We start from the raw sequence: 22449 nt of genomic DNA on the forward strand, positions 1-22449 counted from the left end.
ACGTCAGTTCCTGAGTTTGTAGCCGCTGGCCAGGAGCCGCAGCGCGTAAGTCGAGAGCGCAAGGAACACCCCCGTCACCACCGCCAGGCTGTGCCAGGGCGAGACGTCCGACACCGAGAAGAAGCCGTAGCGGAATCCGTCGATGGTGTAGAAGATGGGGTTCCAGTGCGAGACGCTTTGCCAGAACGGCGGCAGCGTATGGATGGAATAGAACACGCCGGACAGGAAGGTGGCCGGCATGATCAGGAAGTTCTGAAAGGCCGCGAGCTGGTCGAATTTCTCGGACCACAGGCCCGCGATCAGGCCCAGCGCGCCCATGATGCCGCAGGCCAGCACGGCAAAGACCAGGACCCACTGCGGATGGGCGGGCGCAAGCGGCACGAAGAACAGCGCCACGGCCCACACGCACAGCCCGACCGCCAGGCCGCGCGCGACGGCGGCCAGCACGTAGGCGCCGAAAATGTCCCGGTGCGACAGCGGCGGCAGCAGCATGAAGACGAGGTTGCCGGTGATGCGGCTCTGGATGAGCGACGAGGACGGGTTGGCGAACGCGTTCTGCAGCATGCTCATCATCATGAGCCCGGGGATCAGGAAGGACGTGTAGGGCACGGTGCCGTACACCGTGACGCGCCCTTCCAGGACGTGTGCGAAGACCAGCAGGTACAGCAGCGCCGTGATGACGGGCGCGGCGATGGTCTGGAAGCTGACCTTCCAGAAGCGCAGCAGTTCCTTGCGCAGCAGGGTCGGAAAGCCGGAACCGGCGTCCAGGCGGGGCTGCACCAGCGGCTGGCCGGCGGGCGTGGCGGGCTGGGTCATGAGGAGATCTCTTCGGGTTGCAGGGCGCGGGGGGCGGCATCGTCGTCCTGGTGCATGATGCGCACGAAGGCGTCTTCCAGGTCCACCCCGCCCACGCGCGCCAGCAGGGCCTGGGTGGTGTCCAGCGCCACGATGCGCCCGCCCTTGAGCATGGCGATGCGGTTGCAGAGGGCCTCGGCCTCTTCCAGGTAGTGGGTGGTGAGCATGATGGTGTGGCCGGCCTTGTTCAGGCGCGAGATGAACTCCCACAGCGTGCGGCGCAGGTCCACGTCCACGCCCGCGGTGGGCTCGTCCAGGACGATGACCGGCGGCCGGTGCACCAGCGCCTGCGCCACCAGCACGCGCCGCTTCATGCCGCCTGACAGCGCGCGCATGTTGGAATTGGCCTTGTCGGCCAGGCCCAGGTTGAACAGGATTTCGTCGATCCAGTCGTCGTTCTTGCGCAGGCCGAAATAGCCGGACTGGATGCGCAGCGTCTCGCGGACCGTGAAGAACGGGTCGTAGACCAGTTCCTGCGGCACCACGCCCAATGCGCGCCGCGCCGACTTGTAGTCGGCCACGACGTCGTAGCCACAGACCGTGGCGCGGCCCGCGGTGGCATGGGCCAGGCCGGCCAGGATGGAGATGAGCGTGGTCTTGCCTGCGCCGTTGGGCCCGAGCAGGCCGAAGAATTCGCCGTGCTCGATATTCAGGCTGACGTTGTCCAGCGCCTGGAAGCCGGGACGGGGCGTGCGCCCGAGCAGCTTCTGCCAGCCGCGCTGGCGCGGCGAGTAGATCTTTGAGACGTTTTCTAGGCTGACGGCGGACATGACGGGGGTAAGGGGCCCGAAAAGAGCGAATTGACCATTATATAAGCGCGAGGTGACAGCCACCCCGTAAGGCCCCAGGGGCGGTGTGGGCGGCGCATTGTTGCGTCCCCAAAACAATCGGCCCGGCGGCCCCCCGAAGGGGGGCGCCGGGCCGATGCAAGGCGGGACCGATCTTTACTTGTTGCGCTGGTTCAGCGCCTGAATCAGGCCGTCGATGCCGTTCTGGTTGATCTGCTGGGCGAACTGGTTGCGGTAGTTCTCGATCAGCCAGATGCCCTCGACGTTCATGTCATAGATCTTCCAGCCCTGGGGCGTCTTTTCCAGGCGGTAGTCCACGCCGACGGGCTGGCTGTTGGACTGGCTGATCAGTGTGCGCACCACGACGTCGTCGGCCTTGGGGTCGCCCCGGAACGGCAGGCCGGTGATGCTGGTGCTGGACGTGACGCGAGTCAGCGCGCCGCTGTAGGTGCGGATCAGCGTGCCGCGGAAGGCCTCGGCCAGCGCCGTCTTCTGTTGGTCGCTGGCCTGGCGCCAGTAGCGGCCGGCGGCCAGGCGCGTGGTCTTCTGGAAGTTGACGTACGGCAGGATGTACTGGTCGACGACCTCGTTGACGCGGGCGATGTTGCCGGCGCGCACCGCGCCGTCGGCCTTCAGGACATCGAGGGCCTGGGTGGCGGCGGCCAGCACGAACTGTTCGGGCGGGCCATTGGGGTCCGGCTTGGCCTGCGCGGCCGTGGCGGCCGCCAGGCCGAGCAGGCCCGTGAACACCAGTCGCTGCAGCAGGGAGGGAACGGAAAATCGCATCAAAACTCCTTCAGTACCGTAAGCGCAATCCGACAGCTTACTTGGTCGCGGGGACCGGCGCAGGCGCTGGCGCGGCCGGCGCGGCGTCCTCGCCGTCGTCTTCGTAGTTGGGCAGGGCCGATTCTTCGTCCACGCGGTGGCCCAGCACCATTGCGGCGCGGCGCTGCAGGAAGGCGTCGCGCACGAAGCTGTACGGGTCCAGCGCCACGCGGTCGATCGTATCGGTGGTGTCGAGCAGGTTGGCGCGCGTATCGACGATGCGCAGGCCCCACAGCGAGTTGCGCAGGCGCACGTTGTCGATAGAGTCCACGCCCATGTAACCGTAGGTCGTGCCGTAGAGGTCGCCCACCAGGCCGACGCCGTCGCGCACGCTGGACGCGCCGAAGAACGGCAGCACCAGGTACGGACCCTGGCTGAAGCCCCAGACGCCCAGCGTGGTGCCGAAGTCGTTGGGGATCTTGCGCGCGCCATTGGCCGAGGCGACGTCAAAGCAGCCGCCCACGCCCATGGTGGTGTTGAAGAGGAACCGGCCCAGCGTGTTGACGAAGTCGTGGCCGCGGCCCTGCAGGAAGCTGTTGGTGCCGGACCAGAGGTCGCCGACGTTGCTGAAGATGTTGTGGATGCAGCTGCGAACCGGCTGCGGCGTCACGAACGTGTAGGCCTGGGCGACCGGCTTGAACACCGCGCGGTCCACCGTGTCGTTGAACTGGTAGACGCCGCGGTTGAAGCCTTCCCAGGGGTCGCGCGGATCCGGATTCTTCGGGGCGGCGCAACCGGCCATCAGCGCGCCTGCCGCTGCGACGGTGGCAATGCGGGAAATTGCTTTCTTGTTCATGATCCGGGTATCCCTATCAACATTTCTTATGTTATTGCGACGGCAAGGCACAGCGTTGTCGTTGTAACGGCCTGCGTTGTATCGGCCTGAATGAGCCGCGCCTTAATCCTGCGCCTTGGCGGCAGGTTCCGGCGCGGCGGTCGAGCCTTGCTTTTCCGCCGACCCGTACAGGAACTGGCTGATCAGTTGTTCCAGGACCACGGCGCTTTGTGTATAGCGGATTTTTCCGCCGTCGGTAAAGTTCTCTTCTTCGCTGCCGGCGGTCAGGCCCAGATACTGCTCGCCCAGGAGGCCCGAGGTCAGGATGGCGGCCGAGGAGTCCTTCGGAAACTGGTAGGCCGTCTCCAGGTTGACTGAGACGATCGCCTGGTAGGTCTTGTCGTCAAAGGAGATGCCCGCGACCCGTCCCACCACCACGCCGGCGCTCTTGACCGGCGCGCGCACCTTGAGGCCGCCTACGTTATCGAAGTTGGCTGTCACCGTATAGGTCGGGGCAAAGGAAAACGTGCTCAAGTTGCCGGCGCGCAACGCCAGGAATGCCAGCGCGATCGCGCCCAGCAATACGAACAGGCCTACCCAGAAGTCGGTTTTTTCGCGAGACATGATCGATCCGTATCAATTTCCAAACATCAGGGCGGTGAGCAGGAAGTCCAGCCCGAGCACCGCCAGGGAGCCCATGACCACGGTGCGCGTGGTGGCGCGGGCGACGCCTTCGGGGGTGGGCTTGGCCTGCCAGCCCTCGTAGAGCGCGACCAGCGTCACCGTGACGCCGAAGACCACGCTCTTGATGACGCCATTGGCGACGTCTTTCCAGACGTCGACGCCGTTTTGCATTTGCGACCAGAAGGCGCCGGCGTCCACGCCGATGAGCAGCACGCCCACGACCCAGCCGCCCAGGATGCCCACCATCGAGAACACCGCCGCCAGGATGGGCATGGCGATGATGCCGCCCCACAGGCGCGGCACCAGCACGCGGCGGATGGGGTCCACGGCCATGACTTCCATGGCCGACAACTGTTCGCCCGCCTTCATCAGGCCGATTTCGGCCGTGAGCGAGGTGCCGGCGCGGCCCGCAAAGAGCAGCGCGGTGACCACCGGCCCCAGCTCGCGCACCAGCGACAGGGCGACCAGCAGGCCCAGTGCCTCTTCGGAGCCGTAGCGGTTCAGCGTGTAATAGCCCTGCAGGCCCAGCACGAAGCCGACGAACATGCCGGAAACGGCAATGATCAGCAGCGAATAATTGCCGATGAAATGGACCTGCTGCGACACCAGGCGCGGCCGCGACAGCGCGATGCCGCTGCGCGCCAGCATGGCGCCGAAGAACCGGGTGAAATAGCCGATGGCCGCGACGCGGGAGCGTACCCAGTGGCCCAGCACGGCGATGGCGTTGTTGGAGCCGCTCATGCTTTGCGCCCTTTCTGTTGGGACAGCCACTTCTGGAAGGCGGGCGTTTCGGGATACTGGAACGCGACGGGACCGTCGGGTTGGCCCTTGAGGAATTGCTGCACGTAGGGGTCCTGCGAGGCCGCCAGCGTCTGCGGCGTGCCGGCGGCGGCGAGCGTGCCGCGGCCCACCAGATAGACCTGGTCCGCGATGGCGAAGGATTCCTGCACGTCGTGCGTGATCAGCACCGAGGCGCAGCCCAGGCGGTCGGCCAGGTTGCGGATCAGGCGGGCGGTGATGCCCAGCGAGATCGGGTCCAGCCCGGCGAAGGGCTCGTCGTACAGGATGAGCTCGGGTTCGAGCACCACGGCGCGCGCCAGCGCCACGCGCCGGGCCATGCCGCCGGAAATCTCGGACACCTTCAGGTGGGCGGCGGCGCGCAGGCCGACGGCGTCCAGCTTGTCCAGCACACGGTCGGTGAGCTCGGCTTCGTCGATTTTGGTGTGCTCACGCAGCGGGAAGGCCACGTTTTCAAATACGTTCAGGTCGGTGAACAGCGCGCCCTGCTGGAACAGCACGCCCATGCGCTTGCGCAGGGACTGCAGGCCGGTGCTCGAGGTCTGGCCGATGTCCTGGTCGAATGCCAGCACCCGGCCTTGCTGGGCGGTGATCTGGCCGGTCGCCGCGCGCAGCAGCGTGGTCTTGCCGGAACCCGAACCGCCCATGACCGCCACCACCTGGCCTGCCCGGACGTCCATGGAAATGTCGCGCAAGACGGTGAAATCACCGTAGCCTAGCGCCACACCTTCCAGGCGCAGGGCGAATTCCGGGGTGCTGCTTGATTGAGCGGGCATGGGCAACGAAAGGGAGTTTCGGCGGCGGAGCTTGCCCCGCTGTCCTGTCGACACGCTGGGCAGAGAACCTGGCCGGCGCGGGCAAGACAGGCTGCGTCGGGAAGCGCCCTGTTACTCAGATGCCGGGGACGAGCTCGAGCATCGGCTCCCGGCGGCGAGGCGCCATTGTAGCCCGACGCTGTGCAATCACAATTCGAGTGGCTGTGCGTGGAACAGTGTTTTCGGTTCCAGGAACAATCCCCGGACCGCTCCCTGTGCGATGCCGCCGCCGGTCCGGTGTCTGACACCCCCGGAACACTGGTGCATGCATAGGCGACCTCACCCGGGTATCAGACACCCATTCAGTTGCGCCGCGTCCGCGCGGCCTCAGTTTCCCGGGCCAGGCGCTGGATCAGGTCGGCCGTGGTTTCCCGCCGCGCCAGCGGCGCGCCCTGGCCCGCCCACAGGGACAGGACGTTGATGTTGCCGCTTTTGCCGCCCGCGGTCCGCATGGGCCGCGTCAGCGCGTTCTGCAGCGGATACGGCAGTATGTCCGCGGCGATCGCATCCGCGTCCCGCATGAAGGCGTTGGCGATGCCGCGGGCCGGGCGGCCGGAAAAGGCCCGGGTCACGCGGGACTGTTCGGAGCGGGAGGCGGGCAGGACCGCCTTGTAGGCGTCGCTGATGCCGCATTCATCCGTGGTCAGGAAGGCCGTCCCCATTTGCGCCAGGTCGGCGCCCAGCGCCAGGGCGGCGGCAATGCCGCGCCCATCCATGATGCCGCCCGACGCGATGACCGGGATCGAGACGGCGTCCGCCACCTGCGGCACCAGGGCCAGGGTCCCGATCATGGACGTTTCGAAGGCGTCGAGGAACGTGCTGCGGTGGCCGCCGGCCTCGGCGCCCTGCGCGACGACCGCGTCCACGCCGTCCTGCTCCAGCACCTGGGCCTCGCGGACAGTCGTGGCCGTGCCGATGGTCAGGATGCCCAGTTCGCGGCAGCGGGCCAGCGTCGCGGCCGGCAGGCGGCCGAAGGCGAAGCTCAGGACGGCTGGACGCGCCCGCAGCGTGGCCTCCAGTTGTTCCGGCAGCGGATCGGCCTGCGGACCGGGGGCTTGCGGCGCGGGCAGGCCCAGTTGCGCGTGGTAGCGCGCCATCAGGGCGAGCATTCGCGCGCCGTCGCCGGTCGCGGCTTCCTGCGGCACGGGGGCGAACAGATTGATGGCAAACGGGCGGTCCGTGCGCGCGCGGATCGCGCTGGCCGCCGCCTCGATCTGTTCGCCACTCAGGTAGGCCGCGCCCAGCGATCCCAGGGCGCCCGCCTTCGATGCCTCGGACACCAGTTCCACCGTGGTCGCGCCGCCCGCCATGGGCGCCTGGATGATGGGGTGGTCCAGCTTGAGCAATTCAATCAAAGGGGTAGCCATGGGAAAACTCCTGGGAGGTTATTGAAGCTGGATGTTTCCAGCCTTGATGACGTGCGCCCACTTTTCGCTTTCGTTCTTGATGAACGCGGCGAACTCCTCGGGCGTGCCGCCGCCGGCCTGGCTGCCCGTGTCGGCAATGGCCTTCTGCACATCCGGATCCTTCAGGATGCGGTTGAACTCGGCGTTGAGCCTGGCGATGATCGGCGCGGGCGTGCCGGCGGGCGCGACGATGCCCTGCCAGTTGTACGACTCGAAACCCGGCAGGCCGGATTCGGCCATGGTCGGCACGTCGGGCAGCACGGCCAGGCGCTTGGCGGACGTGACGGCGATGGGGTGGATCTTCTTGCCCTGGATGGCGGGCAGCGCGGAATAGCCCATTTCGAACATCATGGCGATGTGGCCGCCCATCAGGTCGGTGGCGGCCAGGCTGCCGCCTTTATAGGGGACGTGGACGATGTCGATCTTGGCCTGCTCGCGGAACATCTCGCCCGACAGGTGGTGCGCGCCGCCCACGCCGGACGAACCGAAGGTCAGCTTGCCGGGTTCCTTCTTGGCCAGCGCGATCAGGTCGGCCAGCGTCTTGACCGGCAGTTCATTGTTCACGCTCAGGACCAGCGGGCTGTTTTCGATCAGGATGATCGGGGCCAGGTCCTTTTGCGGGTTGTAGGGCATTTCCTTCATCAAGGACGGGTTGACCGCCATGGGGGCCAGGTTGCCCGTGCCGATGGTGTAACCGTCCGGGGCCGCCTTGGCGATGAGGTTGGTGCCGACCACCCCGCCCGCGCCTGCCTTGTTTTCCACCACGATGGGCTGGCCCAGCGATTCGCCCAGTTTGCGCGCCAGGAGGCGCACGCGGGTGTCGGCAAAGCCGCCGGGCGCGTAGGGCACGATCATGGTTACGGGTTTGGCGGGCCAGTCGCCGGTCTGGGCCTGGGCGGCGCCTGCGAAGGCGGTGGCGGCCGCGAGGGCGGCGATCAGGGGGCGCAATGCTTTCATGCTGGGACTCCTCTTCCTGCTTTCTAATTGCTGTGTGATGGGCCCGAAGGGCCGATGGCATTATGCCCAGCGCCATTGCCATCTGTCGTGACTTTTCCCAATCCCCAGGCCGACGCGGCCAGCAGCGCCGCGCTGCCCGCCAGCACCTGCGGCAGCCCCGCGCCCCAGTGCTCGGCCCACGACGCCAGCAGCGGTCCCAGGATCTGTCCCGCCGCGAATGCCGCCGTCATGATGGCGGCCGCGCGCGGGGCCGCCGCGCCCGACAGGCGCCGGGCGGTCAGCATGCCCGCCTGCGTGATCACCATGAACGTGCCCCCGACCAGGAGCGACGCCAGGATCACGGCGGCAATGTGATGCCACAGGGCCACCGCCAGCATGCCGGCGGCCATCAGGGCCTGCGCGCCGCGCCAGACCTGCCGGTCGTCGCGGCCGCGCGCCAGGCGGGGCACCAGCAGGCAGGACAGCGCCGCCGCCAGGCCGAAGAGGGGCCAGGCCCAGCCGAAGATGGCCGGATCGGGCAGGACCTCCTTGGCCATCGCCGGCAGGAAGGTGGCGGGAATGATGTAACCGACGCCGAAGACGCCATAGTGCAGCGACAGCGCGGCGATGCCGCGCGGCAGTCCGGCGGACGGACCGCCCGCGGCGGCACGCCGGACCGGGGGCGACTGCCGGCTCAGGCCGGGCCAGGCCGCCGCCGACAGCGCCAAGGCCAGCGCACCCAGCACGATCCAGGTCAGGTTGGCGCTCGCGCCCCAGGCCATGAGGACCAGGCAGGCCAGCCCCGTCAGCGCGATCCCGGCGCCCACGCCTGCGTACGTCACCGCCGACGCGGAGGGCTCGCGCGGGTCTCCGGGAGGAACCGGGCGCCAGGCCGCCACGCAGATGAAGGCGCTGGCGCTGGCATAACCGGCGGCCAGCCGCAGCATCGACCAGCCCGCCACGCTGTCCAGCAGCGGCATGGCCAGCGTCAGCGCCGCGACGGCGGCCAGGCTGGCCGCCAGCGTCGCGCGCAACCGGCGCACGGGCCAGGCGATCGCGGCCAGCGCGCCGAGCAGGTAGCCGGCATAGTTGGCCGACGCCATCCAGCCGCCCTGCGCGAGCGACAGCCCGGACTCCTGCGCCATCAGCGGCCATACCGGCGTGAAGGCGAAACGGCCGATGCCCATGGCGGCCGCCAGCGCAAGGGCGGCGGGCCACGCCAGGCGCGCGGCGCTGGCGGTGGGGTCGAGGGAAGGGTAAGCAGGCGTTGACATGGCCCCACTCTACGGCTGTACTAATATCTTGAATAGTGAATTATTAAGAACGTGAGTTCCCTAAATGAGAAACTTGGACCTCGACGCGCTGCAGATATTCAAGACCGTGGCGGACCAGGGCGGCGTTGCGCGCGCCGCCGCGCACCTGAACCGGGTGCAGTCCAACGTGTCGACCCGGCTCAAGCAGTTGGAAACCTCGCTGGGAACGCCGCTTTTTCGGCGCCAGAACCGCCGCCTGGTGCTGTCGGACCAGGGGCGCGTGCTGCTGTCCTACGCGGACCGGCTGCTGCGCCTGTCCGACGAGGCCCAGTCCGCGGTGCGCGAAGGCGCGCTGCAGGGCGTCTTGCGCATCGGCACCATGGAAAGCACGGCCGCCGCCCGCCTGCCGCCCATCCTGGCGGCCTATCACGCGGCGTGGCCGCAGGTGCGCATCGAACTGGTTACCGGCACCTCGGGCGCCCTGGCCGCCAAGGTCCGCAATTACGAGATCGAGGCCGCCTTCGTCGCGCAGCCCTTTCCGGCGGACGGCCTGGCGACGATGGATGCCTTCAAGGAGGAACTCGCGCTGATCTCGCCGCTGGCCTGGGATCCGATCGGCGGCGCGAAGGACCTGGGCAGCCGCAGCGTCATCGCGTTCGCGGCGGGGTGCTCATACCGGCGCATCCTGGAATCGTGGCTGAACCAGGAGGGCATCGCGCCCGGCAAGGTGATGGAGTTTGCGTCGTATCACGCCATCGTGGCGTGCGTGGCCGCGGGAACGGGCGTGGCGATCGTGCCGCGGTCGGTGCTGGCGGTGCTGGGGGCGGAGAACACGGTGCGCGTGGGCGCCCTGTCCGGACCGCATGGGCAGGCCCTGACCCAGCTCGTGTGGCGCGCCGACGATGACACGCCCGCATTGCAGGCCCTGCGTAGCCGGCTGCAGGCGCCGCAGGAATGAATCGATGCGCGCGGTGTCCGCGCGCATCGTCCAGCGCCGCACTCAGAAGCGGTAGCCGACGCCCACCGTGGCCACCCACGGGTCGATCCGCGCGGTGCCGACACGTTCGCCGTCCAGCTTCACCTTGGACTTGATGTCGATGTAGCGGATGTCGGCGTTCATGAACCAGCGGTCATTGATCTTGATGTCCGCGCCCAGTTGCGCCGCCACGCCCCAGGAGTCGCCCAGCTTCAGGTCCGAGCCCTTGAGCGCGCCTTCGGCCTTGGTGTCGAAGAAGTGCGTGTAGTTGATGCCGACGCCGATGTAGGGCTGGATCATGCTGTCGGGCAGGATGTGCCATTGCAGGCTCAGCGTGGGGGGAAGCTGCTTGGTGGAGCCGATCTTGCCCAGGCCGCCGCTGCCGCTGACGTCATGCTGGAAGGGCCAGGCGCCCAGCAGCTCGATACCGATGTTGCGGGTGGCCATGTAGGCCAGGGTGAAGCTGGGGCGCACGTTGTTGCTCACATCCAGCTTGACGGCGCCATCCAGCACCGAGCCATTGTTCTGCGAGGGGCGCACTTGCGTCACGCCGACGCGGAACAGCACGTCGCCGGCTTCGTGGGCATGGGCGGGAGCGGCAAATGCGCCGGCAGCGATCAAACCGGCAATGGCGGTGGCGCGGATACGCCCATTCAGCGAAAACATTTTCTTCTCCGATCTTTCCGTGGGGGGTGAGCCGACAGATTCGCAGACCGCCCCGTCCCCCAACTTGACGTGTGTCAAATCTTGAAAAGACCGCTTTCAAAAAGTGGTTATGCCGCAACACGCGGGTCAGTCCAGCCGGCGCGCAAAAAAACGCCGCCGGCGCGGGGCGCTCGGCGGCGTTGATGAAGCGGGCGCTATCAGCGCGGCAGGTCGCTGCTGCCCATGAGGTAGGCGTCGACCGAACGCGCGCACTGGCGGCCTTCGCGGATGGCCCACACCACCAGGGACTGGCCGCGGCGCATGTCGCCGGCGGCAAAGACCTTTTCCACGTTGGTGCGGTAGTCGTCGGTGTTGGCGCGCACGTTGCCGCGGCCATCGCGATCCACGCCGAACGCGTCCAGCACGTTCTGCACCGGCGACACGAAGCCCATGGCCAGCAGCACCAGGTCCGCCTTGATCTCGAACTCGGAGCCTTCGACCTCGCGCATCTTCATCTGGCCGGTGGCCTCGTCCTTGAACCACTCGACGCGCGCGCCGACCAGTTTCTCGACCTTGCCGTTGGCGCCCTTGAGCAGCTTGGTGGTCACGGACCAGTCGCGGTCGCAGCCTTCCTCGTGCGAGGACGAGGTGCGCATCTTCAGCGGCCAGTAGGGCCAGGTCATGTCCTTGTTCTCGGACTCGGGCGGCTGGGGCATCAGTTCGAACTGCGTGACCGAGGCCGCGCCATGGCGGTTGCTGGTGCCGACGCAGTCGGAACCCGTGTCGCCGCCGCCGATGACCACGACATGCTTGCCCTTGGCCAGCGTCTGGTTGGCCAGGCGGTCGCCCGCCACGGCCTTGTTCTGCTGGCGCAGGAAGTCCATGGCGAAGTACACGCCTTCGAGCTCGCGGCCCGGCACCGGCAGGTCGCGCGGCGTTTCCGAACCACCGCTCATCACGACGGCATCGAACTCGGCCATCAGCGATTGCGGGGTGCGCACGGTCAGGCCATCGGCCACCGGATCCTTCGGATTGCCGACGTAGGTCGACGGTGCGAACTCCACGCCCTCGGCTTCCATCTGCGAGATGCGGCGGTCGATCTGGTGCTTTTCGAGCTTGAAATCGGGGATGCCGTAGCGCAGCAGGCCGCCGATGCGGTCGCTCTTTTCAAAGAGGGTCACGGAGTGGCCCGCGCGCGCCAATTGCTGCGCGCACGCCATGCCGGCGGGGCCGGAGCCCACGACGGCGACCTTCTTGCCCGTCTTGCGCGCCGGCACTTGGGGCGCGACCCAGCCTTCGGCCCAGCCCTTGTCGATGATCGCGTGCTCGATGGACTTGATGCCCACGGCGTCGCTGTTGATGTTCAAGGTACAGGCGGCTTCGCACGGCGCCGGGCAGATGCGGCCCGTGAACTCCGGGAAGTTGTTGGTGGAGTGCAGCACGTCCAGCGCGCGGCGCCAGTCCTGCTTGTACACCAGGTCATTCCAGTCCGGGATGATGTTGTTGACCGGGCAGCCGTTGTTGCAGAACGGGATGCCGCAGTCCATGCAGCGCGCCGCCTGCTGCTTGGCCTGGTCGTCAGTCAGGTGCAGCACGAATTCGCGCCAGTTCTTCAGCCGCTTCTGCGGGGCCTCGGAGGCCTCCTGCAGGCGCTGGTATTCCATAAAGCCAGTGATCTTTCCCATGGTATCCCTCACGCAGCCAGTTGTTGCGGGTTGGCTGCACGCCACATTTCACCCAATGCACGGCGGTAGTCCGTCGGCATGATCTTCACGAATTTGCCGCGCGAGGCTTCCCAGTCGCCCAGGATTTCGCGGGCGCGGTAGCTGCCGGTGTAGCGGAAGTGGTCTTCCACCAGACGGCGCAGGATCGTCTCGTCCGTCTCGCGCTCGCCGCCGCGCTGTGCGCTGTGCCAGATGTCGATGTTGTTCTGCGACTGCTGTTCGGCATGCGGCACCACGGATTCCAGTTCCACCATGGACAGGTTCACGCGATGCTTGAGCGTGCGGTCCGGATCCCAGACGTAGGCCACGCCGCCGGACATGCCCGCCGCGAAGTTGCGGCCCGTGGCGCCCAGCACGACGACGGTGCCGCCGGTCATGTATTCGCAGCCATGGTCGCCCGTGCCTTCGACCACGGTCGCCGCGCCCGAGTTGCGCACCGCGAAGCGTTCGCCGGCCACGCCGTTGAAGAACGCTTCACCCGCCAGCGCGCCGTACAGCACGGTATTGCCGGCGATGATGTGGTCGGGGCCGAAGCCGCGGAAGTCGTTGGGCGAGCGCACGATGATGCGGCCGCCCGACAGGCCCTTGCCGACGTAGTCGTTGCCTTCGCCCACCAGGTCCATGGTGATGCCGTGCGCGAGGAACGCGCCGAAGCTCTGGCCGGCGGTGCCGTTGCACTGGATGTGGATGGTGTCGTCGGGCAGGCCGTCGTGACCGTAGCGCGCGGCCACGGCGCCGGACAGCATGGCGCCGATGGTGCGGTTGCGGTTGCGCACCGGCACGATGAACGACACCTTCTCGCCGCGTTCCAGCGCGGGCTTGCTGCGCTCGATCAGCAGGTGGTCCAGCGCGCCCGCCAGGCCGTGGTCCTGCTCTTCGGTCTGGTGCACTTCGGCGTCCGACTGCGTCTGGTGGAACACGCGGGTGAAGTCCAGGCCCTGCGCCTTCCAGTGTTCGACGCCCGAGCGCATGTCGAGCAGGTCGGCGCGGCCAATCAGGTCGTCGAACTTGCGGATGCCCAGCTGGGCCATGATTTCGCGCACTTCCTCGGCGATGAAGAAGAAGAAGTTCACGACGTGTTCGGGCTTGCCCTGGAATTTCTTGCGCAGGACGGGGTCTTGCGTGGCCACGCCCACCGGGCAGGTGTTCAGGTGGCACTTGCGCATCATGATGCAGCCTTCGACGACCAGCGGAGCCGTCGCGAAGCCGAATTCGTCGGCGCCCAGCAGCGCGCCGATGACGACGTCGCGGCCGGTCTTCATCTGGCCGTCGGCCTGCACGCGGATGCGGCTGCGCAGGCGGTTCAGCACCAGGGTCTGCTGCGTTTCGGCCAGGCCCAGTTCCCAGGGCGTGCCCACGTGCTTGATGGACGACACCGGCGAGGCGCCCGTGCCGCCGTCATGGCCGGCGATCACGACGTGGTCGGCCTTGGCCTTGGCCACGCCCGCGGCCACCGTGCCCACGCCCACTTCGGACACCAGTTTGACCGAGATCGAGGCCTTGGAATTGACGTTCTTCAGGTCGTGGATGAGCTGCGCCAGGTCTTCGATCGAGTAGATGTCGTGGTGCGGCGGGGGCGAGATCAGGCCCACGCCCGGCACCGAGTAGCGCAGCTTGGCGATGTATTCCGACACCTTGTGGCCGGGCAGCTGGCCGCCTTCGCCGGGCTTGGCGCCCTGCGCCATCTTGATCTGGATCTGGTCGGCGGACGACAGGTATTCGGCGGTCACGCCGAAACGGCCCGACGCCACCTGCTTGATCTTCGAGCGCAGCGAGTCGCCCTTCTTGAGCGCGACGTCGGCTTCGATGCGGTCCGAACCCAGCACCGAGGCCAGCGTGTCGCCGTCCTTGATGGTGCTCTTGCCTTCGCGCATTTCGGCGCGGTAGCGCAGTTCGTCTTCGCCGCCTTCGCCCGTGTTGGACTTGCCGCCGATGCGGTTCATGGCGATGGCCAGCACCGAGTGGGCTTCGGTCGAGATCGACCCCAGCGACATGGCGCCGGTGGCAAAGCGCTTGACGATTTCCTTGGCGGGCTCGACGTCGTCCAGCGGAATGGCGCGCGACGGCTCGAAGCGGAATTCAAACAGGCCGCGCAGCGTCATGTGGCGGCGGCTCTGGTCGTTGATGATCTGCGCGTACTCCTTGTACGTGCGGTAGTTGTTGGCGCGAGAAGCATGCTGCAGCTTGGCGATCGAATCCGGCGTCCACATGTGCTCTTCGCCGCGGACGCGGTAGGCGTATTCGCCGCCGGCGTCCAGGTCGTTGGCCAGCACCGGGTCGGCGCTGAACGCGGCGCGATGCTGGCGCAGCGCTTCTTCGGCCACCTGGAAGATGCCGATGCCTTCGATGTTGGACGCGGTGCCGGTGAAGTACTTGTTCACCAGGGCGCTCTGCAGGCCCACGGCTTCGAAGATCTGCGCGCCGGTGTAGGACATGTACGTGGAAATGCCCATCTTGGACATGACCTTGTTCAGGCCCTTGCCGATCGCCTTGATGTAGTTCTTGACGGCCTTTTCGGGGTCATTCATCTTGCCCAGCGATTCGAGCGCCAGGTAGGGGTGAATGGCCTCGGCGCCGTAGCCGCCCAGCAGCGCGAAGTGGTGCACTTCGCGGGCCGAGCCGGTTTCCACGACCAGGCCGGTATTGGTGCGCAGGCCGGCGCGGATCAGGTGCTGGTGCACGGCCGAGGTGGCCAGCAGCGCGGGGATGGCCACGCGCTCGCTATCGACCAGGCGGTCCGACACGATCAGGATGTTGTAGCCGCTGCGCACCGCATCGACGGCGCGCGCGCACAGGGCCGCCACGCGGGCTTCGATGCCCTCGGGACCCCAGGCGGCGGGATACGTGATGTCCAGCTCGAAGCTGCGGAATTTCTTGCCCGTGACCTGGTCGATGTCGCGGATCTGCGCCATCGCGGCGAAATCCAGCACCGGCTGGGAGACTTCCAGGCGCAGCGGCGGGTTGACGTTGTTGATGTCCAGCAGGTTCGGCTTGGGGCCGATGAAGGACACCAGCGACATCACCAGCTGTTCGCGGATGGGGTCGATGGGCGGGTTCGTGACCTGCGCGAACAACTGGCGGAAGTAGTTGTAGAACGGCTTGGCGCGGTCCGACAGCACGGCCAGCGGCGCGTCGTTGCCCATTGAGCCGATGACTTCTTCACCGCTGGACGCCATGGGCTCCAGGATGAACTTGTAGTCTTCCTGGGTCCAGCCGAACGCCTGCTGGCGGTCCAGCAGCGACACGGCCGATTGCGTCGCCACGGCGACCTGGCGCGGGGCGGGCAGCGATTCCAGCTTGATCTGCAGGCGCTCGATCCACTGACGGTACGGGCGGCTGTTGGCCAGTTGCAGCTTGATTTCGGCGTCGTCGATGATGCGGCCCTGTTCCAGGTCGATCAGGAACATCTTGCCCGGCTGCAGGCGCCACTTCTTGACGATGCGGTTCTCGGGGATCGACAGCGTGCCGGCTTCGGAGGCCAGGATGACCATGTCGTCATCGGTGACCAGGTAGCGGGCGGGACGCAGGCCGTTGCGGTCCAGCGTGGCGCCGATCTGGCGGCCGTCGGTGAACGCGACCGCGGCCGGGCCGTCCCACGGCTCCATCATGGCGGCGTGATATTCGTAGAAAGCGCGGCGGCTTTCGTCCATCTGCGTGTGCTGTTCCCAGGCTTCCGGGATCATCATCATCATGGCGTGGGCCAGCGAATAGCCCGAATTCACCAGCAGTTCCAGGCAGTTGTCGAACGTGGCGGTGTCCGACTGGCCTTCATAGACGATGGGATACAGCTTCTTCAGGTCCTCGCCCAGCACGGCCGACTGCATCATGCCTTCGCGGGCGCGCAGCCAGTTGAAGTTGCCCTTGACCGTGTTGATTTCGCCGTTGTGGGCGATCATGCGGTACGGGTGGGCGAGCGGCCACGCGGGGAACGTGTTGGTCGAGAAACGCTGGTGGACCAGCGCCAACGCGGACACCGTGCGGGTATCGGCCAGGTCGCGGTAGTAGCGGCCGACCTGGTCGGCCAGCAGCAGGCCCTTGTAGACCACGGTGCGCACCGAGGCCGAGGGCACGAAGTATTCCTTGCCGTGCGCCAGGTGCATGTTCTGGATGGCGTGGCTGGCGGTCTTGCGGATGACGTACAGCTTGCGTTCCAGCGCGTCGGGCACCATCACGTCGGCGCCGCGGCCGATGAAAAGCTGGCGGATCACGGGTTCGCAGTCGCGCACGGTGGGCGACATGGGCATGTCGACGTCCACCGGCACGTCGCGCCAACCCAGGACGACCTGGCCTTCGGCGCGCACGGAGCGCTCGAGTTCCTGCTCACAGGCCAGGCGCGAGGCGGTTTCCTTGGGCAGGAACACCATGGCAACGCCGTACTCGCCGGGCGGGGGCAGGATGATGCCTTGCTGGCTCAGTTCGTCGCGGTAGAGCGTGTCGGGGATCTGGATCAGGATGCCTGCGCCGTCGCCCATGAGCTTGTCCGCGCCGACCGCGCCGCGGTGGTCCAGGTTTTCCAGGATCTTCAGGCCCTGCTGGATGATCGCGTGGCTTTTCTTGCCCTTGATGTGGGCCACAAAGCCGACGCCGCAGGCGTCATGTTCGTTCTTGGGGTTGTACAGGCCCTGGGCCGAAGGCAGGCCGATGCGCGTGGCATCGATCGGGGTCGCCTTGGGGGTGGGACAGGATTCGGTCGGGGTAATTTGGGGCATGGCGCGCTCCGCAGTGGGCCTGCGTCGTAATGTTGCAGTGCAGGAGACGGACAATACCCCCGCGGCGAGTAGGGCGCAATAGAAACAAACGGGGTATGACCCTAATTATTTCAATGCGCTGTCATAGTGCATTAATATGGGGACATAACAAGATCCGCGCCAATTGTGGCCTTGCGGGGATCGGGTGTTTGGTTGCCAACCCCGGCGCACCAAAATCGCACAAAAACCCGTTTATGCGTCCCCATTTAAATGCGGTAATTTGCAGCGTCGGATCAACCCGCTTTGTGGCGAACACTGCACATCATGCGGCGCGGGCCGCGGGGCGCCAAGGCGTGAATCAGCCCAAAAACAAAACCCGCCATCGCGGCGGGTTGGAAGGATCAGGAATGGGTGGGCGGCGTGGAGGTCGTCGGCGTGGACGGGCCAGATTCGGTGTCCGCCGCTGGCGCGGCAGGCTTCTTGCGCGGCCTGCCGCGCTGTCCCGGCGCCACGCGCCGGCTGGCGGTATGGGCAAGGCTGGAGATGAAGCTCGGGCCGCCCAGCGCCCACTGGCCGGAAACCGCCTGGTCGATGCGCTGCGTTTCCTCGCGCGACAGCCCGTCCTGCAGCCGCTTGCGGTAATTGGCCTGGCGGTCGAACGGCGTGTTGCCGCAGGCCCAGTAATCGGCATGATCGGACTGCCACTGCGCCGGGGCCGCCGAAGTATTGCCCGTATGGCTGGACGCGGATGACCACGGCCAGGAGTCGGGGTCCTGCGATGCGCCGCTGCGCACGGGGTAGGTTTCCAGCCAGACCAGCGCCGGCAACACCCAGGCGCCCGGTTCCAGCAGCGCCGATCGGTAGCGGCCCGCGAACACCCGGCCGCCGCGCAGCCGCGCCGCCAGGTTGCGGCCCAGCGTCTGCATCAGGCGCGGCAGGCCTTCTTCGTCTGCCGGCGTGGCCAGCAGCAGGATGCGGTCGTTGGCAAGAAGCCAGCCGTGCACCGATACGCGGTGGCGCTGGGCCGATTCGCCCAGCCACATGGCAAGCTGATTCAGGATATCGGCGGGCGCGGGTTGCGATGGCGCTGCCAATGGCTGAATAAAGTTGGCCTGCACCAGTTGGGGCAGCCCAGGGGCATACAGGCGGGGCAGACGGGCCATAGTGTCAGGGCTTGCGTATCAGGAAGAACGGTTTGTCTTCGCTCACGGTATATAAATAGTGCCACGGTGGGCGCTGGTCAAGTCCCGTGATCACAATCTGGGCGCGGTATGGCATTTTTTTTGTCGCAAGCGCTCATTGAGGGGCAGGTTAACATTCGGCGACGGAACGTCGCACCATGGATATCCCCTAACCCGCCGACGTTTTTTCCACCTCTACACCGGAGAAAGCCAATGGCCGTGTCCCTGGAACTCATCTCGCAGCATCGGTGCTTCGGCGGCACGCAGCGCTATTACCGCCACGATTCCACGGAAATCGGCCTGCCCATGCGGTTTTCCGTCTACCTGCCGCCCCAGGCCGAGAACGGGCCGGTCCCGGTGCTGTTCTACCTGGCGGGCCTGACCTGCACCGAAGAGACCTTCATGATCAAGGCGGGCGCCCAGCGCCTGGCGGCCGAGCTTGGCGTCATGCTGGTCGCGCCCGACACCAGCCCGCGCGGCGCGGGGGTGCCCGGCGAAGACGAAAGCTGGGACCTGGGCACGGGCGCCGGTTTCTACGTGGATGCCACCACGCCGGCGTGGCGCGAGCACTACCGCATGGACAGCTACGTGACCCGCGAACTGCACGGCATCGTGACGGGCGGCACGCTGCCGGGCGACGCGTCGCGCACCGGCATCTTCGGCCACTCCATGGGCGGCCATGGCGCCCTCGTCCTGGCGCTGCGCAACCCGGACAAGTTCAAGTCCGTCTCCGCCTTCGCGCCGATCGCGGCGCCCAGCCAGTGCCCGTGGGGCAAGAAGGCGTTCGGCGCATACCTGGGCGCCGACGTCCAGGACTGGGCGGCCTATGACGCGTCGGCCCTGATGCGCGGAACGAAGCAGCCGTTCCCCGGCGGCATCCTGATCGACCAGGGCGAAGCCGATCAATTCCTGGCCGAGCAGTTGTATCCCGAGGTGTTCGAGGCAGCCTGCGCCGCCGCCGGCCAGCCGCTGACGCTGCGTCGCCAGCCCGGCTATGACCACGGCTATTACTTCATCTCGACGTTCATCGAGGATCACATCCGGTTTCACGTCGAGCGGCTTGGAAAACCGGCCGCCTGAGGGCGCGCTTCTATACTGGGAAGCCTGCCGCGGCGGGTGGCGGCTTCCTGCGCCCGCCGCGCCGCAAGCCCCTCGGCTTGAATAGGAACGCGTCATTTGATCAACGGAATCGCTCCCTTCGCCTGGATCCTGCTGGGCGCCGTCATCGTCTTGCTGCCCGGCATCGTCATGCTGCTGGGACGCGGGGGGCCACGCGACGAGCGCGGCCGCCGCATGTTCCAGTTCCGGCCCGTCCGCCGGGCGTGCGGCCTGCTGCTGGTGTGCCTGGGGTGCGTGTCCGGCCTGCTCGCGCTGTCGCTGGTGCAGTTCGTCCGACTCACGACCGACGAACCGGTGGCGCGAATCGACGTCCGCCAACAGGCAGAGGGCCAATTCGAGGTCAATGCCAGCGCGCCCGCGATCGGCACCAGGCAATACGTCCTGTACGGCGATCAATGGCAGATCGACGCCCGCGTCGTGCGCTGGAAACTGCCGGCCCTGATGGCGGGCGTGCCGCCGCTGTACCGCTTGGAGCGCCTGTCGGGTCGCTACAGCGACGCGGCGCGTGAAGCCACGGCCACCCGCTCCGTGCATCCGCTCGACGATTGGCCCGCGCCGGATCTCGGTTCACTGAAGAAAAGTTTTCCGAACTGGTTCCCCTTCGTCGATGTCCAATTCGGCAGTGGCGCCTACATGCCGTTGTTCGACGGCGCCCGATACCAGGTGTTCATGGATCCCCGCGGCGCGCTTTTCATCCGCCCGGATGGCCAGGCCACCGTTGATGGTCTCAAGCAACTGGGCTGGTGACGGCACGCCGTAAAATAAATGGGGACGTGTTCTGCCAAAGGAAACTTTGACGCGCCGCAACAGTCGAATTAGCACTCCCAATACTTGAGTGCTAACATCGAATTCATGTCTTTATCTCTTCGCCATCCGGAGACCCCCGCTATGAAGCAACCCAGTACCTCGTTGACCGCTTCCGGCAACGCTCTGGCGTTGGCCATTGCCAATCCGGGCGCTCTGGGCACGATCGACGCGTACATTTCCGCGGTCAACCGCCTGCCGGTGCTGTCCGCGGAGCGCGAAACGGAGCTTGGCCGCCGCCTGCGCGACCAAGAGGACCTGGGCGCCGCCCGCGAGCTGATCCTGTCGCACCTGCGCCTCGTCGTCTCGGTGGCCCGGCAGTACCTGGGTTATGGCCTGCCCCACGCCGACCTCATCCAGGAAGGCAACGTCGGCCTGATGAAGGCCGTCAAGCGCTTCGACCCCGAGCGCGGCGTGCGCCTGGTGTCCTTCGCCGTCCACTGGATCAAGGCCGAGATCCATGAGTACATCATCCGCAACTGGCGGTTGGTCAAGGTGGCGACCACCAAGGCCCAGCGCAAGCTGTTCTTCAACCTGCGCAGCATGCGTCCCGACGGCCAGACCCTGGATCCAGAACAGGTCGACCATATCGCCCGCGAGTTGAACGTGCGCCACGAAGACGTGAGCGAGATGGAAGTCCGCATGTCCGGCCGCGATATGTCGCTGGAAAACCAGGACGATGACGATGACAGCTACGCGCCCATCGCCTATCTGTCCGATGAAGGCCGCCAGGAACCGACGCGTGTGCTGGAACGCGCCGCGCGCGACCGCCTGCAAAGCGCGGGCCTGACCGGCGCGCTCGATGCGCTGGATGCCCGGTCGCGCCGGATCGTCGAAGCCCGCTGGCTGCAGGATGATGGCGGCGCGACGCTGCACGAGCTTGCGCAGGAATTCGGCGTCTCGGCGGAACGCATCCGCCAGATCGAAGCCGCCGCGCTCAAGAAGATGCGCGGCAACCTCGCCGCCTGATTGCGCATCACGTCCGCTATCGCCTCGGAAGGCCGCGAAGTTCGCGGCCTTTTCTTTTGCGGACGCGCGCTGGTGGGCCAATAAATTGATACAAATTCGCGGCGAATTTTCGGACTTCTTCGAAACTTAATGGGGATGGCGCCGCCTAACTTCATGTAGACCGCGAACTTAGGTTGGCAGTCTTGTCATCCGTCTCGGCTTCTCCTCTTTCCCCTCCCCTATGAGACGGATGCTTGCGGGGCACCTAGCATATCGGTGCCCCGTTTTTTATGCGCGCTCGGCGCGCATCGCTTCATGCGAAGCGCTTCACACGCCACGCTTCACACGCATCGCTTCATGGGAATTGCCTGGCGCAGGGATCACGCCGCGCGGGCGTTCTCCGGCGCGGCCAGCGCCGTGTGCCATAGCGCGTCCTGCACGCGGCGCACGCCCGTGGCCATCGAACCGTCCTGATAGAGCTTGATCCACCGGTAGCCCGGCGCCATGTTGTCCACGATGTGCTTGCCGTCGCGGATGCTGAACTGGAAGCAGGTCGACGGCGTGGCCAGCATGCGCAGGTTGTGCCGGCGGCGGTCGAACTCATGATGCACATGCCCCCACAGCAGCACCCGCACCTGCGGCCAGCGGGCCAGCAGCTTGAAGAGCGCCTGCGGGTTGTCGATCATCATCGAGTCGTGCCAATGGCTGTCGATCTGCATCGGGTTGTGGTGCATGGCCACCAGCGTGTGGCGATCGGGCGCCTGGGCCAGCGCGGCCTCCAGCATGTCGAGTTCGCTGGGCGGCAGGTGCCCCGCGTTCGAGCCGGGCACCGTGGTGTCCAGCGCAATGACGCGCCACGCGCCCACGTCGGTCACGGGCATCGACCAGTCGGACAGCTCCTGGCGCAGCACTGACGGCTGATCGTGATTGCCGGGCAGGCAGCGGATGGTGGCGCGCTCCAGCGCGCCGGATTCGGACAGGATGCGCGCAAAGCGCCGGTAGCTCGCGGCTTCGCCGTCCTGCGACAGGTCGCCCGTGGCAAGCAACAGGTCGGGATGCTTGCCGTCGGCCTCGATCTGGCGCAGGACCGCGCGCAGGCTGGCGTCGGTATCGACGCCCAGCATCGAGGTGTCGGGCTCGCCGAACAGATGGCTATCGGTCAATTGGACGAGCATCGCGGGCGCATCGTGGCGCCGGGACAAGGTATGGATGCGAGCCACGTGCGGCTC

General features: G+C 66.9%; 19 protein-coding genes. 4 read left to right on the forward strand and 15 right to left on the reverse strand.

Annotation, left to right across the window (positions count from 1 at the left end):
• Positions 1 to 3 precede the first annotated feature (3 nt).
• The 10 genes from ACZ50Q_RS01025 to ACZ50Q_RS01070 all read right to left on the reverse strand — a co-directional run bounded on the left by ACZ50Q_RS01025 (position 4) and on the right by ACZ50Q_RS01070 (position 9156).
• A complete protein-coding gene (locus ACZ50Q_RS01025; RefSeq protein WP_464080253.1) occupies positions 4 to 816 on the reverse strand; it encodes an ABC transporter permease in 813 nt (270 codons plus the stop codon).
• On the reverse strand, positions 813 to 1625 hold the full coding sequence (locus tag ACZ50Q_RS01030; protein WP_092576897.1) for an ABC transporter ATP-binding protein: 813 nt from the start codon (positions 1623 to 1625) through the stop codon (positions 813 to 815). The genes ACZ50Q_RS01025 and ACZ50Q_RS01030 overlap by 4 nt, the downstream gene beginning before the upstream one ends.
• A gap of 174 nt (positions 1626 to 1799) precedes the next feature.
• A complete protein-coding gene (locus ACZ50Q_RS01035) occupies positions 1800 to 2429 on the reverse strand; it encodes an MlaC/ttg2D family ABC transporter substrate-binding protein (RefSeq protein WP_464080254.1) in 630 nt (209 codons plus the stop codon).
• Between the two features lie 37 nt (positions 2430 to 2466).
• The gene (locus ACZ50Q_RS01040) at positions 2467 to 3264 is read right to left on the reverse strand and encodes an MlaA family lipoprotein (protein ID WP_092576891.1); all 798 of its coding nucleotides are present in this window, start codon (positions 3262 to 3264) and stop codon (positions 2467 to 2469) included.
• A gap of 102 nt (positions 3265 to 3366) precedes the next feature.
• On the reverse strand, positions 3367 to 3867 hold the full coding sequence (gene mlaD / locus ACZ50Q_RS01045) for an outer membrane lipid asymmetry maintenance protein MlaD (protein WP_464080255.1): 501 nt from the start codon (positions 3865 to 3867) through the stop codon (positions 3367 to 3369).
• A gap of 12 nt (positions 3868 to 3879) precedes the next feature.
• Complete coding sequence (gene mlaE / locus ACZ50Q_RS01050; RefSeq protein WP_076517933.1) at positions 3880 to 4668, reverse strand: lipid asymmetry maintenance ABC transporter permease subunit MlaE; 789 nt, start codon at positions 4666 to 4668, stop codon at positions 3880 to 3882.
• Positions 4665 to 5501 (reverse strand): ABC transporter ATP-binding protein, encoded by an 837-nt coding sequence (locus ACZ50Q_RS01055; RefSeq protein WP_092576886.1) that lies wholly within the window; start codon positions 5499 to 5501, stop codon positions 4665 to 4667. Before ACZ50Q_RS01055 ends, mlaE begins: the two co-directional genes overlap by 4 nt.
• A 341-nt stretch (positions 5502 to 5842) precedes the next feature.
• The gene (locus ACZ50Q_RS01060; protein ID WP_464080256.1) at positions 5843 to 6907 is read right to left on the reverse strand and encodes an NAD(P)H-dependent flavin oxidoreductase; all 1065 of its coding nucleotides are present in this window, start codon (positions 6905 to 6907) and stop codon (positions 5843 to 5845) included.
• A gap of 18 nt (positions 6908 to 6925) precedes the next feature.
• The gene (locus ACZ50Q_RS01065; protein ID WP_076517925.1) at positions 6926 to 7903 is read right to left on the reverse strand and encodes a Bug family tripartite tricarboxylate transporter substrate binding protein; all 978 of its coding nucleotides are present in this window, start codon (positions 7901 to 7903) and stop codon (positions 6926 to 6928) included.
• A gap of 23 nt (positions 7904 to 7926) precedes the next feature.
• A complete protein-coding gene (locus ACZ50Q_RS01070) occupies positions 7927 to 9156 on the reverse strand; it encodes a YbfB/YjiJ family MFS transporter (RefSeq protein ID WP_464080257.1) in 1230 nt (409 codons plus the stop codon).
• Positions 9157 to 9220: 64 nt separating this feature from the next.
• On the opposite strand from ACZ50Q_RS01070, the gene ACZ50Q_RS01075 reads away from it, so the two are divergent.
• Positions 9221 to 10093: a LysR family transcriptional regulator gene (locus ACZ50Q_RS01075; RefSeq protein ID WP_092576878.1), complete on the forward strand. Its 873-nt coding sequence runs from the start codon at positions 9221 to 9223 to the stop codon at positions 10091 to 10093.
• A gap of 42 nt (positions 10094 to 10135) precedes the next feature.
• Here ACZ50Q_RS01075 and ACZ50Q_RS01080 read toward each other — a convergent pair whose 3' ends face one another.
• The 4 genes from ACZ50Q_RS01080 to ACZ50Q_RS01095 form a co-directional block, all read right to left on the reverse strand.
• Positions 10136 to 10777 (reverse strand): OmpW/AlkL family protein, encoded by a 642-nt coding sequence (locus ACZ50Q_RS01080; RefSeq protein WP_076517917.1) that lies wholly within the window; start codon positions 10775 to 10777, stop codon positions 10136 to 10138.
• 197 nt (positions 10778 to 10974) lie between these two features.
• The gene (locus ACZ50Q_RS01085) at positions 10975 to 12441 is read right to left on the reverse strand and encodes a glutamate synthase subunit beta (RefSeq protein ID WP_092576874.1); all 1467 of its coding nucleotides are present in this window, start codon (positions 12439 to 12441) and stop codon (positions 10975 to 10977) included.
• Positions 12442 to 12449: 8 nt separating this feature from the next.
• Positions 12450 to 17189, reverse strand: coding sequence for a glutamate synthase-related protein (locus ACZ50Q_RS01090; RefSeq protein WP_076517912.1), 4740 nt, complete (start codon positions 17187 to 17189; stop codon positions 12450 to 12452).
• Between the two features lie 380 nt (positions 17190 to 17569).
• On the reverse strand, positions 17570 to 18331 hold the full coding sequence (locus ACZ50Q_RS01095; protein WP_092576871.1) for a hypothetical protein: 762 nt from the start codon (positions 18329 to 18331) through the stop codon (positions 17570 to 17572).
• 231 nt (positions 18332 to 18562) lie between these two features.
• On the opposite strand from ACZ50Q_RS01095, the gene fghA reads away from it, so the two are divergent.
• From fghA to rpoH, 3 genes are all read left to right on the forward strand, one after another.
• Positions 18563 to 19429, forward strand: a complete 867-nt coding sequence (gene fghA, locus ACZ50Q_RS01100) for an S-formylglutathione hydrolase (RefSeq protein ID WP_464080258.1) — start codon at positions 18563 to 18565, stop codon at positions 19427 to 19429.
• A gap of 96 nt (positions 19430 to 19525) precedes the next feature.
• Positions 19526 to 20215 carry a hypothetical protein gene (locus tag ACZ50Q_RS01105; RefSeq protein WP_076517905.1) on the forward strand — a complete coding sequence of 230 codons (690 nt, stop codon included), beginning with the start codon at positions 19526 to 19528 and terminating at the stop codon, positions 20213 to 20215.
• Positions 20216 to 20356: 141 nt separating this feature from the next.
• Entirely contained in the window at positions 20357 to 21241 is an 885-nt protein-coding gene (gene rpoH, locus ACZ50Q_RS01110; RefSeq protein ID WP_076517903.1) for an RNA polymerase sigma factor RpoH, read from the forward strand.
• Between the two features lie 359 nt (positions 21242 to 21600).
• On the opposite strand, the gene ACZ50Q_RS01115 is transcribed toward rpoH, so the two are convergent.
• On the reverse strand, positions 21601 to 22440 hold the full coding sequence (locus ACZ50Q_RS01115; protein WP_092576865.1) for a phosphodiesterase: 840 nt from the start codon (positions 22438 to 22440) through the stop codon (positions 21601 to 21603).
• Positions 22441 to 22449 lie beyond the last annotated feature (9 nt).

Source organism: Achromobacter sp. T5-5, assembly GCF_055397965.1.

Coding starts and splice junctions, on each gene's coding strand:
- ACZ50Q_RS01060 (WP_464080256.1), bottom strand. CDS start 6,907: ATGGCTACCCCTTTGATTGAATTGCTCAAGCTGGACCACCCCATCATC.
- ACZ50Q_RS01030 (WP_092576897.1), bottom strand. CDS start 1,625: ATGTCCGCCGTCAGCCTAGAAAACGTCTCAAAGATCTACTCGCCGCGC.
- mlaE (WP_076517933.1), bottom strand. CDS start 4,668: ATGAGCGGCTCCAACAACGCCATCGCCGTGCTGGGCCACTGGGTACGC.
- mlaD (WP_464080255.1), bottom strand. CDS start 3,867: ATGTCTCGCGAAAAAACCGACTTCTGGGTAGGCCTGTTCGTATTGCTG.
- ACZ50Q_RS01075 (WP_092576878.1), top strand. CDS start 9,221: ATGAGAAACTTGGACCTCGACGCGCTGCAGATATTCAAGACCGTGGCG.
- fghA (WP_464080258.1), top strand. CDS start 18,563: ATGGCCGTGTCCCTGGAACTCATCTCGCAGCATCGGTGCTTCGGCGGC.
- ACZ50Q_RS01055 (WP_092576886.1), bottom strand. CDS start 5,501: ATGCCCGCTCAATCAAGCAGCACCCCGGAATTCGCCCTGCGCCTGGAA.
- ACZ50Q_RS01070 (WP_464080257.1), bottom strand. CDS start 9,156: ATGTCAACGCCTGCTTACCCTTCCCTCGACCCCACCGCCAGCGCCGCG.
- ACZ50Q_RS01065 (WP_076517925.1), bottom strand. CDS start 7,903: ATGAAAGCATTGCGCCCCCTGATCGCCGCCCTCGCGGCCGCCACCGCC.
- ACZ50Q_RS01035 (WP_464080254.1), bottom strand. CDS start 2,429: ATGCGATTTTCCGTTCCCTCCCTGCTGCAGCGACTGGTGTTCACGGGC.
- rpoH (WP_076517903.1), top strand. CDS start 20,357: ATGAAGCAACCCAGTACCTCGTTGACCGCTTCCGGCAACGCTCTGGCG.
- ACZ50Q_RS01025 (WP_464080253.1), bottom strand. CDS start 816: ATGACCCAGCCCGCCACGCCCGCCGGCCAGCCGCTGGTGCAGCCCCGC.
- ACZ50Q_RS01095 (WP_092576871.1), bottom strand. CDS start 18,331: ATGGCCCGTCTGCCCCGCCTGTATGCCCCTGGGCTGCCCCAACTGGTG.
- ACZ50Q_RS01090 (WP_076517912.1), bottom strand. CDS start 17,189: ATGCCCCAAATTACCCCGACCGAATCCTGTCCCACCCCCAAGGCGACC.
- ACZ50Q_RS01080 (WP_076517917.1), bottom strand. CDS start 10,777: ATGTTTTCGCTGAATGGGCGTATCCGCGCCACCGCCATTGCCGGTTTG.
- ACZ50Q_RS01040 (WP_092576891.1), bottom strand. CDS start 3,264: ATGAACAAGAAAGCAATTTCCCGCATTGCCACCGTCGCAGCGGCAGGC.
- ACZ50Q_RS01085 (WP_092576874.1), bottom strand. CDS start 12,441: ATGGGAAAGATCACTGGCTTTATGGAATACCAGCGCCTGCAGGAGGCC.